At 53.1% G+C, this 13,537-nt stretch carries 12 protein-coding genes; 1 reads left to right on the forward strand and 11 read right to left on the reverse strand.

Annotated elements, in window-relative coordinates; all coding sequences use genetic code 11:
• The 11 genes from mraY to leuO form a co-directional block, all read right to left on the reverse strand.
• Positions 1 to 1,083, reverse strand: a complete 1,083-nt coding sequence (gene mraY, locus ABOC97_RS09595) for a phospho-N-acetylmuramoyl-pentapeptide-transferase (RefSeq protein ID WP_234505309.1) — start codon at positions 1,081 to 1,083, stop codon at positions 1 to 3.
• Positions 1,077 to 2,435, reverse strand: coding sequence for a UDP-N-acetylmuramoyl-tripeptide--D-alanyl-D-alanine ligase (gene murF / locus ABOC97_RS09600; RefSeq protein ID WP_349596780.1), 1,359 nt, complete (start codon positions 2,433 to 2,435; stop codon positions 1,077 to 1,079). The genes mraY and murF overlap by 7 nt, the downstream gene beginning before the upstream one ends.
• Positions 2,432 to 3,919, reverse strand: a complete 1,488-nt coding sequence (gene murE, locus ABOC97_RS09605) for a UDP-N-acetylmuramoyl-L-alanyl-D-glutamate--2,6-diaminopimelate ligase (protein ID WP_349596783.1) — start codon at positions 3,917 to 3,919, stop codon at positions 2,432 to 2,434. Before murE ends, murF begins: the two co-directional genes overlap by 4 nt.
• Positions 3,906 to 5,672 carry a peptidoglycan glycosyltransferase FtsI gene (locus tag ABOC97_RS09610; protein ID WP_234505317.1) on the reverse strand — a complete coding sequence of 589 codons (1,767 nt, stop codon included), beginning with the start codon at positions 5,670 to 5,672 and terminating at the stop codon, positions 3,906 to 3,908. The genes murE and ABOC97_RS09610 overlap by 14 nt, the downstream gene beginning before the upstream one ends.
• Positions 5,673 to 5,687: 15 nt before the next feature.
• Entirely contained in the window at positions 5,688 to 6,053 is a 366-nt protein-coding gene (gene ftsL, locus ABOC97_RS09615; RefSeq protein WP_061282273.1) for a cell division protein FtsL, read from the reverse strand.
• Positions 6,050 to 6,991, reverse strand: coding sequence for a 16S rRNA (cytosine(1402)-N(4))-methyltransferase RsmH (rsmH, locus tag ABOC97_RS09620; RefSeq protein ID WP_234505319.1), 942 nt, complete (start codon positions 6,989 to 6,991; stop codon positions 6,050 to 6,052). The genes ftsL and rsmH overlap by 4 nt, the downstream gene beginning before the upstream one ends.
• A 2-nt stretch (positions 6,992 to 6,993) precedes the next feature.
• Complete coding sequence (gene mraZ, locus ABOC97_RS09625) at positions 6,994 to 7,452, reverse strand: division/cell wall cluster transcriptional repressor MraZ (RefSeq protein WP_052283047.1); 459 nt, start codon at positions 7,450 to 7,452, stop codon at positions 6,994 to 6,996.
• A 594-nt stretch (positions 7,453 to 8,046) separates the two neighbouring features.
• Positions 8,047 to 9,051 (reverse strand): catabolite repressor/activator, encoded by a 1,005-nt coding sequence (cra, locus tag ABOC97_RS09630; protein WP_234505321.1) that lies wholly within the window; start codon positions 9,049 to 9,051, stop codon positions 8,047 to 8,049.
• 146 nt (positions 9,052 to 9,197) lie between these two features.
• Positions 9,198 to 9,689, reverse strand: coding sequence for an acetolactate synthase small subunit (gene ilvN / locus ABOC97_RS09635; RefSeq protein WP_061282266.1), 492 nt, complete (start codon positions 9,687 to 9,689; stop codon positions 9,198 to 9,200).
• A 2-nt stretch (positions 9,690 to 9,691) separates the two neighbouring features.
• Complete coding sequence (ilvI, locus tag ABOC97_RS09640; RefSeq protein WP_349596791.1) at positions 9,692 to 11,416, reverse strand: acetolactate synthase 3 large subunit; 1,725 nt, start codon at positions 11,414 to 11,416, stop codon at positions 9,692 to 9,694.
• A gap of 393 nt (positions 11,417 to 11,809) precedes the next feature.
• On the reverse strand, positions 11,810 to 12,781 hold the full coding sequence (gene leuO / locus ABOC97_RS09645; RefSeq protein ID WP_349596794.1) for a transcriptional regulator LeuO: 972 nt from the start codon (positions 12,779 to 12,781) through the stop codon (positions 11,810 to 11,812).
• A 601-nt stretch (positions 12,782 to 13,382) separates the two neighbouring features.
• On the opposite strand from leuO, the gene leuL reads away from it, so the two are divergent.
• A complete protein-coding gene (gene leuL / locus ABOC97_RS09650; RefSeq protein ID WP_234504796.1) occupies positions 13,383 to 13,469 on the forward strand; it encodes a leu operon leader peptide in 87 nt (28 codons plus the stop codon).
• Positions 13,470 to 13,537: the final 68 nt, after the last annotated feature.

The raw sequence follows: 13,537 nt of genomic DNA on the forward strand, positions 1-13,537 counted from the left end.
TTAACGTACCTTCAGCGTTGCCAGGCCAATCAGCACCAGCATCAGCGAAATAATCCAGAAGCGCACAATGACGCGCGGTTCCGGCCAGCCTTTCAGTTCATAGTGGTGATGAATCGGTGCCATACGGAAGATGCGCTGTCCGCGCAGCTTGAAGGAGCCGACCTGCAAAATCACCGACAGGGTTTCAACCACGAAGACACCGCCCATGATGACCAGCAGGAACTCCTGACGCAGCAGCACGGCGATAATACCCAGCGCGCCGCCCAGAGCCAGAGAGCCGACATCACCCATGAAGACCTGCGCCGGATAGGTGTTGAACCACAGGAAGCCTAAACCCGCACCGACGATTGCCGTACAGACGATCACCAGCTCACCCGCGTGTCGCAGATAAGGGATATGCAGGTAGCTAGCAAAATTCATGTTCCCGCTCGCCCATGCCACCAGCGCAAAGCCCGCCGCCACGAACACGGTCGGCATAATCGCCAGGCCATCTAAGCCATCGGTCAGGTTGACCGCGTTGCCAGTACCAACGATAACGAAATAGGCAAGCAGGATATAGAACAGGCCCAGCTGCGGCATGACGTCTTTAAAGAATGGCACCACCAGCTCGGTGGCCGGCGTGTCTTTACCCGCAAGGTACAGCGCAAAGGCCACGCCCAGCGCAATCACCGACATCCAGAAATATTTCCAGCGAGCAATCAGACCTTTGGTGTCTTTGCGAACCACTTTGCGGTAGTCATCGACGAAACCGATAATGCCGTAGCCGATAAGCACCGTCAGCACGCACCAGACGTAAGGGTTAGATGGGTAAGCCCAAAGCAGCACGGAAACAACAATCGCGGTGAGGATCATGATCCCGCCCATTGTTGGGGTGCCGCGTTTGCTAAAGTGGGATTCCGGGCCGTCGTTACGCACGACCTGACCAAAGGACATTTTTTGCAGACGGGCGATCATGCGCGGGCCCATCCACAAAGAGATGAACAGCGCGGTCAGCAGGCTGACGATGGCGCGAAACGTCAGGTAGGAAAAGACGTTAAAGCCAGAATAATATTTGACCAGATGTTCGGCCAGCCATACTAACATGTCCCGTTCTCCTGTAATGCGCGTACAACCTCTTCCATGGCGGCACTGCGTGATCCTTTCACCAGAATGGTGATAGTTTTATGTTCTTTAATCAGCGTATTAAGACGAGCAATCGCCGATGCTTTATCGGTAAAGTGCTCCCCTGCCCCGCTGGCGTCACTGATAGCCTGACTTAAATTACCAACGCTCAGTACGCTGTCGATGCCCGCCGTTTTCGCAGCCTCACCAACCTGGACGTGACAAGCTTCGCTTTCCGCACCCAGTTCTGCCATATCGCCGACAACCAGCACACGGTAGCCCGGCATCTCAGACAGCACCTGCACCGCCGCGGTCATTGAACCGACGTTAGCGTTGTAGGAGTCGTCCAGCAGAAGCTGGGTTTCCGACAGATGAACCGGGAACAGACGCCCCGGTACCGCTTTAAGCTGTGACAATCCGGCTTTCACCGCATTTAAGTCAGCACCTACCGCCGTCGCCAGCGCAGTTGCCGCTAGGGCATTGGCGATATTGTGACGGCCCGGCAGCGGCAGGAGAACTTCTGCATTGCCATTTGGCGTGTTCAACGTGAATACGGTGCCTTGCGCGGTAATCCGAATGTCAGACGCGCTAAAATCGCTGTCAGACGCATTCGGCGAAAAGCGCCAAACGGTGCGATCGCCAATAATCTGCTGCCAGTTTTCCCAGTCGTTATTGTCAGCATTGAGGATGGCAATACCGCTGCCCGACAGACCGGAGAAGATTTCCCCTTTGGCCTTCGCCACGCCTGCTAATGAACCAAACCCTTCCAGATGCGCGGCGGCTAAATTATTCACCAGCGCGGCTTCCGGGCGGGTCAGCCCAACGGTCCAGGCGATTTCACCCTGGTGGTTTGCCCCTAACTCAATGACCGCAAACTGATGTTCTGGCGTCAGGCGAAGTAATGTCATCGGCACGCCGATGTCATTATTTAGATTACCCGCGGTATACAGTGTGTTGCCGCACTGCGCCAGAATGGCGGCGGTCATCTCTTTGACTGACGTTTTACCGGATGAACCGGTGAGCGCCACCACGCGAGCAGGAACTTGCTTACGCACCCAGGCCGCCAGTTCGCCAAATGCCAGACGGGTATCATTCACCACTAGCTGTGGCAGGTCGATAGCCAGTTTACGGCTGACCAGCAGCGCACCGGCACCAGCGTCTTTCGCCGTTTGCGCAAAATCATGCGCGTCAAAACGTTCGCCTTTCAGCGCCACAAACAGGCAGCCCGGAGTTATTTTTCGGGTGTCGGTCGTGACTTCGTCAATCAGCAAATCATCACCCTGGAGCTCACCGTTCAGTACGCCGGAAAGCTGGCTAAGCGTTACGCCAATCATGCCACCACTCCCAGCAGACGCGCTGCGGTAATACGGTCTGAGTAATCCAGACGACGGTTGCCTACAATTTGATAATCTTCATGACCTTTACCGGCCAGCAGCACGACATCGTTGTCTTTCGCCTGCATGATGGCGTTAGTGACCGCTTCGGCGCGGCCTTCCATTACCTTCACGTGCCCGGCGTCAACCATGCCAGCCAGAATGTCGTTAATAATGGCTCGCGGCTCTTCGGTACGCGGGTTGTCGTCGGTGACGACCACAATGTCGGAGAACTCTTCGGCAATCGCGCCCATCAGCGGACGTTTACCTTTATCGCGATCTCCGCCGCAGCCAAAGACGCACCACAGCTTGCCGACACAGTGCAGACGCGCTGCCTGCAGCGCTTTTTCCAGCGCATCCGGGGTATGAGCGTAATCCACCACCACCGTTGGTTTACCCGGTGCGCTGAACACTTCCATACGCCCACAAACTGGCTGCAGGCGGGCTGCTGTTTTCAGCAACTCCGCCAGCGGATAGCCCAGCGCCAGCAGCGTGGCTAGCGCCAGCAACAGGTTGCTGACGTTAAATGCGCCCATCAGGCGGCTTTCAATTTCGCCTTCGCCCCAGCTCGACTCGAAGCGAATCGTCGCGCCGCTGTCGTGATAATTCACCTCGACGGCTTTCAGCCATCGCCCGTGACAGTTTGGATTGATATGGTCTTCCATCGATACAGCCACGGCGTCCGGCAGACGACCTAGCCAGCGACGCCCCACTTCATCATCGGCGTTCACAATCGCCTGACCGCAATGGTGAGTGGAGTAAAGCAACCATTTTGCGGCTTCGTAATGTTCCATATCACCATGATAATCAAGGTGATCGCGGCTGAGATTGGTGAACACGGAGGCGGCAAACTTAAGCGCGGCCACGCGATGCTGCACCAGGCCATGGGAAGAAACTTCCATCGCTGCCATGGTCGCGCCTTGCGCCACCAGACCAGACAGCACGTGCTGGACGTCAACCGCCGAACCGGTGGTATTTTCTGTAGGAATCACTTTGTCCAGCAGACCATTACCGACGGTACCCATCACCGCGCTGGTTTCGCCCAGCAGCTGGCACCACTGCGCAATCAGCTGTGTGGTAGTGGTTTTGCCGTTAGTACCGGTCACGCCAATCAGGCGCAGACTATCGGACGGTTCAGCATAAAAACGCCCGGCCAGCGCCGATAAGCGTTCATTTAACTGGCTGAGGTAAATAACCGGCACGCCGTGCATCTCGCGGATTTCACCGTCGGTCGCTTCATCTTTTGCCTCGGCGACAATCGCAGCGACACCCTGCGCAATTGCCTGCGGGATATACCGACGCCCGTCCGCCTGATGACCTACTACCGCTACGAACAGATCGCCCGATGCAGCCACACGGCTGTCGAGCGTCATCTCCCGCAGTACTCGCTCCGGCGCATTTGGCACCCACGGAGCAAGAAGGTCGCGCAAATTACGATCTGCCACCTGAACCCTCGCCTTGATTTGTCACAAATTCACTTTTATCGCCCGTTGCCAGTGCATCCGGTTCAATGTTCATCGTGCGCAGTACGCCGCCCATGATGGCCCCAAAGACCGGCGCGGAAACGGCGCCACCGTAGTATTTACCCGCCTGCGGGTCGTTGATGACCACCACCAGCGCAAAACGCGGCTGGCTGGCTGGCGCAACGCCCGCGGTGTAAGCAATGTATTTATTGATATAGCGCCCGTCCGGACCGACCTTTTTCGCCGTACCGGTTTTAATCGCGATACGGTAGCCTTTAATCGCCGCCTTCACGCCGCCGCCGCCAGGCAGCGCCACGCTTTCCATCATATGAACGACGGTGCGAACGATAGATTCCGGGAAGATGCGCTCGCCGGGTACCGGCGGGTCAACTTTGGTAATCGACAGAGGACGGTAGATGCCGTAGCTGCCAATCGTTGCATAGACTCGCGCTAACTGTAACGGCGTTACCATTAGCCCGTAGCCGAAAGAGAAGGTGGCCCTCTCTATGTCAGACCACCGTTGTTTTTGAGGGTATAAGCCACTGCGTTCCCCGACCAACCCCAAATTGGTCGCTTTTCCCAGTCCAAAACGTGAGTAAGTATCTACTAACGCTGAGGAGGGCATCGCTAACGCCAGCTTGGAGACACCGACGTTACTCGACTTCTGTAGTACCCCGGTTAGGGTCAATTCGCTGTAACGTGCCACGTCTTTGATTTCGTGACCGTTAATTCGATATGGGATGGTGTTCAGTACGGTATTTTCACGCACCACACCGCGCTGTAGCGCGGTCATCACGACCATCGGTTTTACCGTTGAACCCGGCTCGAACACGTCGGTGATCGCCCGGTTACGCATGGTGTCTTTCGCCGTGCCGGTAAAGTTATTCGGGTTGTAAGACGGGCTGTTGGCCATCGCCAGCACTTCGCCGGTGCTGACGTCAACCAGCACGGCACTGCCGGATTCCGCTTTGTTAAACGCCACGGCGTTGTTCAGTTCGCGGTAAACCAGTGCCTGCAGGCGTTCGTCGATGCTCAGCGCAAGGTTGTGCGCTGCCTGGCTATCGGTCGAGGAGATATCCTCGATAACCCGGCCATAGCGGTCTTTACGCACAATACGTTCGCCCGGCTGGCCGGTGAGCCACTTGTCGAAGCTTTTCTCAACCCCTTCAATCCCCTGACTGTCGACGTTGGTAAAACCGATTAAGTGAGCGGTCACTTCGCCAGAAGGATAATAACGGCGAGACTCTTCGCGCAGGTAAATCCCTGGAAGCTTGAGTTTTTTGATGTAGTCGGCCATATCAGGGTTCACCTGACGAGCCAGATAGATGAAGCGCATCCGTGGGTTGGTGTTAATGCGTGATGCCAGCTGATCGAGCGGCATATTGAGCGCATCCGCCAGCGCCTTCCAGCGGTTGTTCAGCACCACACCACCCGCTTCGTGCAGCTCTTTTGGGTCCGCCCAGATGGCTTTTACCGGCACGCTCACCGCCAGGGGGCGACCGGAACGGTCAGTGATCAGCCCGCGAGAAGTGGAGACTTCCTGCACGCGCAGAGAACGCATGTCACCCTGACGCACCAGCATGTCCGGTGCGATGATCTGTAGCCAGGCCACACGGCCCAGCAGGAAACCCAATGCAATCAGAATACAGCCGCAAAGCAACGCAAAACGCCAACTGATAAAGTTGGCCTGTTCTTCCTGACGTTTCGGTTTAAGCGTTTTTGCCGCCGGTTTCATGCGTTGCAATAATCCTTATTTCTGTACAACAATGTTTTCTTTTGACGGATCAACATGTTGCATCTGCAACTTATCTGTAGCGATACGTTCGACACGGCTATGATCGCCAAGAGCATTCTCTTCGAGGATCAGGTTTCGCCATTCAATGTCCAGCGCATCGCGCTCCAGCACCAACTGTTCACGTTGGGCCGTTAACAGGCGAGTATGGTGAGCGGTCGTCACCACCGTTACCGCCGTAACAATAATGCAAATGAACAGACAGAGTGGCAGCTTCCCGTACTGCAAAAGGTCGTCGCGAATAACGCCAGGCAAGGCATGACGTTCGCCATTTCCTAACGACCCGGTAATTTTGCTTAGGGTTTCTGTCACTCTGCCGATCATGCGTTCGTCCTCTCTGCAATACGCAGCACTGAACTACGAGCACGTGGATTCTCAGCCACTTCTTCTTCGCCCGGCATCAACTTGCCTAGCGCTCGTAAATGACGGCCACCCAGTTTCCTGAGTTGCTCTTCAGTCATCGGGATCCCCGCCGGAACCTGAGGACCGCGACTTTGTTCGCGCATAAAGCGTTTCACAATGCGGTCTTCCAGCGAATGGAAGCTGATGATTGACAGCCGCCCACCCGGGGCCAGCACGCCAAGCGAGCTTTTTAGCGCCTGCTCTATCTCTTCCAGCTCACTATTCACCCAAATACGCACCGCCTGGAAGGTACGGGTTGCGGGGTGTTTGAATTTGTCTTTCACCGGCATCGCGGCGGCGATCACTTCCGCCAGCTCTTTGGTCCGCGTCATCGGTTCAATACGGTTGCGATCAACAATCGCGCGGGCAATACGTTTGCCAAAACGCTCTTCGCCGAAGGTTTTAATCACCCAGGCGATATCTGCTTCTTCAGCCGTTTGCAGCCATTCCGCCGCCGACTGACCGCGCGTTGGGTCCATACGCATATCCAGCGGACCGTCGCGCATAAAGGAGAAGCCGCGTTCGGCGTCATCAAGCTGCGGTGAGGAAACGCCAAGATCGAGAAGAATACCGTCGATCTTGCCGACAAGATCGCGCTCGGCGACGTAGTCCGCCAGCGCAGAGAAAGGGCCATGCACGATGGAAAAACGCGGATCGTCAATGGTCTTTGCTACCGCAATCGCTTCAGGATCGCGGTCGATCGCGATAAGGCGTCCCTGCTCGCCAAGCTGCGAGAGAATGAGACGCGAGTGACCACCGCGGCCAAAGGTGCCATCAATATAGATACCATCTGGACGAATATTCAGGCCGTTAACGGCCTCATCCAGCAGTACAGAAGTATGTTTAAAATTTTCCATCATATTTATAAGGACAAATCCTGCAATCGCTCCGACAGCGCCCCTGAAGCAGATTGCTCAGCGTCGATATCTTCCTTGACCCGTTGATACCAGGCCGTTTCATCCCACAGTTCAAATTTGTTGAACTGCCCGACCAGCATCACTTCTTTGGTCAACCCGGCATGTTGCCGTAAAACCGGCGCAATCAATAATCGCCCGGCATTATCCATCTGACATTCGCTGGCATGTCCCAACAGCAACCGCTGTACGCGGCGCTCAACGGGATTCATGCTCGACAAACGCGATAACTTTTGCTCGATAATTTCCCACTCGGGCAGAGGATAAAGCAGCAGGCAGGGGTGATGGATGTCAATGGTACAAACCATTTGACCGGTAGCGCTCTCGAGCAGCATGTCCCGATATCGGACAGGGACGGCTAGACGCCCTTTGCTGTCAAGATTGACTAACGTTGCCCCTCGGAACATGCCAGCCTCTCCCCTAATTACCACTTTGCCCCACAAATTCCCACTTTAAGGAGTTTACGGAGCAGAGGAAAAGCTTGTCAAGCCAGCATGAATGCCAACAGAGTCCAAAATAGCGTTATTTACGGACGACAATAGCCCTGATTAAAATTTATCCAACCGACGAGGCAAATTAACGTCATGAATACCCGCAAGAAAAATACAGACAGATTCACAACGTGTTAACGCGACTTAATATCATCAAAAGAATTTATAAAGTGTCAGTTTGCGACGCGAGCGGCATTTTAGGACATTCTGCGGTTCGTTAACAGTCCTTGTGGCGCGCCCTTGCGAGGATTTCAAATGCGACAGTGACCCCATTCTGGTAGGTCAGCGAAGAAGTGTTTGTTATTTCGGCGATCTGCCGGGAGAATGTAACAAAATAATACACAAATAATATAATTTTACTTTGCGTTCACAATAATAAACGTCTGAAAACCGAAAAAGAGGGGAATTAAATAGAAGGCTAAGAAAAAATAAGGAATTATCTGAATATCCACACTGGAATAATGTTTTGCACGATGAAGGCAGCCTATTGCCACCTTCATCGCGAAATGATTACCGACGGCTCAAACTCCCGCGACGATAAAGATTACGGCGAATACGACTTAATCCAGGCTTTGGTTTACGCGGTTCATCGAGGCTCGCCAGCACAATTTCCAGCACGCGTTCAGCAACATCGCGGTGGCGCTGTGCAACCGCCAGCACCGGGCACTGTAAGAAATCGAGCAGCTCATGATCGCCGAAGGTCGCAATAGCAAGGTCGGTCGGCAACTTGCCTTCACGACGCAGCGTCACATCCATAACCCCCTGCAACAGCGCAAACGAGGTAGTGAATAATGCCTGCGGCATCGGGTGCGTTTCCAGCCACTTCTCAAACAGCACCGCCGACGCTTCGCGTTCGTAGCTGTTGGCGTAGAGGAAATTAACCTCGCGCGGATCGTCTTTCCAGGCAGTACGGAAGCCCTGTTCGCGCAGATAGCTCACCGACAACTCCGGCAACGCGCCAAGATAAAGTACGGTTTCAGCCGGGAAGGTGCGCAGCTCGGCGGCGAGCATTTCCGCATCGTCCTGATCGGCACCCACCACGCTGGTGAAGTGTTCACGATCGAGAGCACGGTCAAGCGCGACGATTGGGAACGTGTCGTTGGCCCAGCGCTGGTAGAAAGGATGTTCCGGCGGCAGAGAGGTAGAAACGATAATGGCATCGACCTGGCGTTGCAGCAGATGCTCGATGCAGCGCATTTCGTTATCCGGCTGGTCTTCCGAACAGGCGATCAGCAGCTGATAACCACGCTGGCGCGCCTGCCGCTCAAGATAGTTGGCGATGCGGGTATAGCTGGTATTCTCCAGGTCTGGAATCACTAAACCAATAGAACGCGTGCGTCCTGCACGCAGACCGGCGGCAACCGCGTTAGGGTGGTAGTTGTGCTCACGCACCACCGCCATCACTTTTTCGACAGTCTTATCGCTCACGCGATACTGTTTCGCTTTGCCGTTAATCACATAGCTGGCGGTGGTTCGGGAAACACCGGCAAGCCGGGCGATCTCATCCAGTTTCACAATTGCCCCTTGCTTTATAAGTATAATCCGTAACATCTAAACGCAGAATGATCTCATCGGCAATAGCTTTTCTTCGCACTTCATGCTGATTTCGCAAAAAAAAGCCCGACGTCTTGCCGGGCTACGATAAAGCGATGAGATCCAGGCTAACGCATAATCTTGTCGCCGCGTGATAATCCCACCACCCCGGAGCGTGCCACTTCCACAATTCTGGCGACGTCACGCAGCGAAGCGAGGAATGCATCCAGCTTGTCGCTGGTACCGACCAACTGCACGGTATAGAGCGATGGCGTAACGTCGATTATCTGCCCACGGAAGATCTCCGTGTTGCGTTTCACCTCGTCACGGCCATAACCACTGGCCTGAACCTTCACCAGCATAATTTCGCGCTCAACGTGCCCGCCCTGCCCAAGCTCAGTGACCCGCAGTACATCCACCAGCTTGTGCAGCTGTTTTTCAATTTGCTCAATGGTCTTTTCATCGCCAACCGTCTGGATGGTCATGCGTGAAAGCGTGGGGTCATCCGTGGGCGCAACCGTCAGACTTTCAATGTTGTAACCACGTTGTGAAAAAAGCCCAATCACGCGCGACAGCGCACCGGACTCGTTTTCCAGCAATACAGATAATATCCGGCGCATAATTAGGTTCTCTCCGTTTTACTCAGCCACATCTCGTCCATCGATCCCCCGCGAATCTGCATAGGGTAGACGTGCTCGCTCCCGTCGACGCAAACGTCAACGAACACCAGGCGATTGTTGTGCACCTGTTCCAGCGCCTCCGCCAACTTGATCTCAAGCTCCGACGGTTCTGTGATACGGATCCCCACATGGCCGTAGGCTTCCGCAAGACGGACAAAATCCGGCAGTGATTGCATATAAGACTGCGAGTGGCGACCAGAATAGATCATGTCCTGCCACTGCTTGACCATCCCCAGATAGCCGTTGTTGAGATTCAGCACCAGCACCGGCAGCTCGTACTGCAACGCAGTAGAGAGTTCCTGAATATTCATCTGAATACTGCCGTCGCCGGTCACGCAAACCACGGTAGCTTCCGGCAGCGCCATTTTGACGCCGAGCGCCGCAGGCAGGCCGAAGCCCATCGTGCCAAGGCCACCGGAGTTTATCCAGCGACGCGGCTTATCAAACGGATAGTACAGCGCGGCAAACATCTGATGCTGGCCGACATCCGAGGTCACGTAGGCATCGCCGTGAGTGAGCTTCCAGATCGTTTCCACCACCGCCTGAGGTTTAATCTGCCCGCTCTGGGTGTCATATTTCAGGCACTGGCGTGCGCGCCACTGTTCAATCTGCTGCCACCAGTCGCGGATATCATCGAGCGGCTGGGCGGCACTCTCTTGATCCAGCAGCTCCAGCATTTGATCGAGAACCCGCCCCGCATCGCCGACTATTGGAATATCCGCCGGTACCGTTTTAGAGATCGAAGTAGGATCGATATCGATATGCAACACGGTGGCATCCGGGCAGTACTTCGCCAGGTTGTTGGTCGTGCGGTCATCAAAACGAACACCGACGGCAAAAATCACATCAGAGTGATGCATGGTCATGTTCGCTTCATAGGTGCCATGCATGCCCAGCATACCCAGCGCCTGTCGATGGGTGGCAGGAAAGCCGCCCAGCCCCATCAGTGATGAAGCGACCGGTAAGTTGAGTTTTTCGATTAACGTGCGCAGTTGTTCATGGCATTCGGCATTCACCACGCCGCCGCCGACGTACACCACCGGTTTTTTCGCCGCGATAAGCGTCTGTAGCGCGCGCTTAATCTGCCCTTTATGCCCTGAGGTGGTTGGATTATAAGAGCGCATACTGACCGCATCCGGCCAGACATAAGGCATTTTATTGGCCGCATTGAGAATATCTTTCGGTAGGTCGACAACCACCGGGCCTGGACGACCGCTGGCCGCTAACCAGAATGCCTTTTTCAGGACGCCGGGGATATCTTCGGTCTGCTTGACCAGGAAACTGTGCTTCACCACCGGGCGTGAAATCCCGACCATGTCGCACTCCTGGAACGCATCGTAGCCAATCAGCGAAGTTGCCACCTGTCCGGATAGCACTACCAACGGAATAGAGTCCATATAGGCCGTCGCAATTCCGGTAATGGCATTCGTCGCGCCTGGGCCGGATGTTACCAGTACGACCCCTACTTCACCCGTCGCTCTCGCCAGGCCATCGGCCATATGCACCGCCGCCTGCTCATGACGCACCAGCACGTGGTCAATACCACCAACCGTATGAAGTGCATCATAAATATCGAGGACCGCGCCTCCCGGGTAGCCAAATACCTGCTTTACGCCCTGATCGATTAACGATCGGACGACCATCTCGGCTCCAGACAACATCTCCATGGTTTGCCTCCAGGCTTGTATTGCGTCTTGATGGTCGAGGAACTCATTTTCCTGCGGCCATGTGCCGACGGCGCGTAACTCATCCGCCAACGCTACATTATCGATAAAGACCTAACATAACCGCTCGCCACAAGGCAGGCAATTCGCACATCCAGAGTAGAACCGGTACTAATAAGTGAAAAAATAAGGGGAAAAGTAAAAATGATGGATGATTGCTTCAGCGATAAGCAAAGAATAGCGTGGATACTCGGGTGAAACGCACCATTACAGCAAAACGTGCATTTTTCACTTTATCGTCGGTCAGGCCGACCTTTAACAACAGAATAATATTTTGCATTACTAAAAATTAGCCAAATAAATAGGATGCCGTGGCACCCTATTTATTTATCCGTCTTACTGCTGACGACAGGCATTAATCAGCAGTTCTTCCATCCACTGATGACCTTTATCCCGGCCAGCGGCCTCATGCCAGGAAAGATAGCAGGTACGGCTATTTAGCTTCATTGGCAACGGTAGAATCTGTAGGCCTAGCTGTTCAGAGAACTCTTCTGCCAGACGGCGCGGAGCAACGGCTACCAGATGCGTTTGAGAAACAACATTCAATACGCTAATTAACGCCATACCCTGATAAGCAATACGATTTTGTTTATCCACCGTGTCATACCACGGCTGGCTGAATGATGCATAGCGATCCAGAGAAACGACTGCATGTTCTTCCTGATAAACGCTGGCTTCTGACACCGGGCCATTAATGCGTGGATGTTTTTTACTGGCGACCAGTACCATTTCATCATTAAATAATGGCACGCAAGCAAACTCAGGTCGGCGGAACTCTTCATAACCCAGAACGAATTCAATTTCCTGGTAGCGAAGCTGATGTTCGGTATTTTGGTTTAACGCTGATTTAAATACCATATGAATATGTGGCGCAACGTTATGTACTTTATTGAGAACAATTGACGTTAAATAATTATCCAGCGGACTGCATACGCAAAGATTAAACACGCGCTCGCTGCTCAGCGGTTCAAAACCAGAGCCAGGAAGTTCATTTTGTACTAACTGCAGCGCCTGGCGAACCGAGCCAAACAGCTGGAATGCACGGGCTGTAGGCTGAATACCGCGTCCGTAACGCACAAATAACTCATCATTAAACATGACCTTAAGACGAGCTACAGCATTACTCACCGCAGGCTGTGACATCCCTAGCACATGCGCCGCACGCGTTATATTTTGTTCCTGCATCACCGCATCAAATACGGTCAGCAAATTTAAATCGACCATCCGGAGCTGCGGCTTCGTCCCTTCATTAGCGGATGCCTGCTTTTGCTCTGGTGCGCTAATTACGCTATCAGACCCCAATGTCATACAAAACTCCCTTTGCAAAATAGCATAAATATATTGTGTCTATATGATTTACCATGCATATGAAATCCAAAGAAGATAATTTAATAAAAATAGGAATATATAAAGATGCAAAAAGCACAGCTTATGAAGGTTAAAGCGGCTCTTATTTATATCACCAAGTTGATAGCACGCAGTTTACCCATAGATCAGACGAATAAACAACATACCGAAATCGGAATGATAAATTTAGATTTATTAAAGTGTTTTATTGGAGAATAGCCATAATTAACATTCTTGTATCAGATAGTTCGCTTTTAACTATACAAAATACGATATATTAAAAATAAATCACATGACTATCATGACGATACAAACAACGTCAGCACATGACAAACTCATGTTTGGATGCAATAAAAGATGTTCAAATGCGACAAAATATTAAAACTATGAATTAGCCTAAAAATGATTCTCTATAAACTGAGACATTCATCAGCACAATTAGCTAATCCAACCGTTTCGTTTACCCATTCATTATGCTTTCTCATCTTCATTCAGGGTTGACATCAGAAGTCATATCCAGTACCACTAATAGCATATCGAATTCATCTGGAGAATGATGACAATGTTTCGTATCACTCGCATCAACGGTCTACTACTACTAAACGCCTCTTCTGTGCGCGGTAGACTGGTGTGCGACGTATTACGTTAAGTCATCATCAGTAAAACGAAAACCCGCGCCGCTGCGCGGGTTTTTTTATGCTCGTAGCAAGGCGCCCA

The sequence above is a fragment of the Kluyvera huaxiensis genome (assembly GCF_040149365.1).
Taxonomy (GTDB): Bacteria; Pseudomonadota; Gammaproteobacteria; order Enterobacterales; family Enterobacteriaceae; genus Kluyvera; species Kluyvera intermedia_A.

Excerpts from the sequence above, each read along its gene's own strand:
- murF (WP_349596780.1), bottom strand. The coding sequence starts at position 2,435 with ATGATTGGCGTAACGCTTAGCCAGCTTTCCGGCGTACTGAACGGTGAG.
- ftsL (WP_061282273.1), bottom strand. The coding sequence starts at position 6,053 with ATGATCGGCAGAGTGACAGAAACCCTAAGCAAAATTACCGGGTCGTTA.
- rsmH (WP_234505319.1), bottom strand. The coding sequence starts at position 6,991 with ATGATGGAAAATTTTAAACATACTTCTGTACTGCTGGATGAGGCCGTT.
- mraZ (WP_052283047.1), bottom strand. The coding sequence starts at position 7,452 with ATGTTCCGAGGGGCAACGTTAGTCAATCTTGACAGCAAAGGGCGTCTA.
- leuL (WP_234504796.1), top strand. The coding sequence starts at position 13,383 with ATGTTTCGTATCACTCGCATCAACGGTCTACTACTACTAAACGCCTCT.
- mraY (WP_234505309.1), bottom strand. The coding sequence starts at position 1,083 with ATGTTAGTATGGCTGGCCGAACATCTGGTCAAATATTATTCTGGCTTT.
- leuO (WP_349596794.1), bottom strand. The coding sequence starts at position 12,781 with ATGACATTGGGGTCTGATAGCGTAATTAGCGCACCAGAGCAAAAGCAG.
- ilvN (WP_061282266.1), bottom strand. The coding sequence starts at position 9,689 with ATGCGCCGGATATTATCTGTATTGCTGGAAAACGAGTCCGGTGCGCTG.
- ABOC97_RS09610 (WP_234505317.1), bottom strand. The coding sequence starts at position 5,672 with ATGAAACCGGCGGCAAAAACGCTTAAACCGAAACGTCAGGAAGAACAG.
- ilvI (WP_349596791.1), bottom strand. The coding sequence starts at position 11,416 with ATGGAGATGTTGTCTGGAGCCGAGATGGTCGTCCGATCGTTAATCGAT.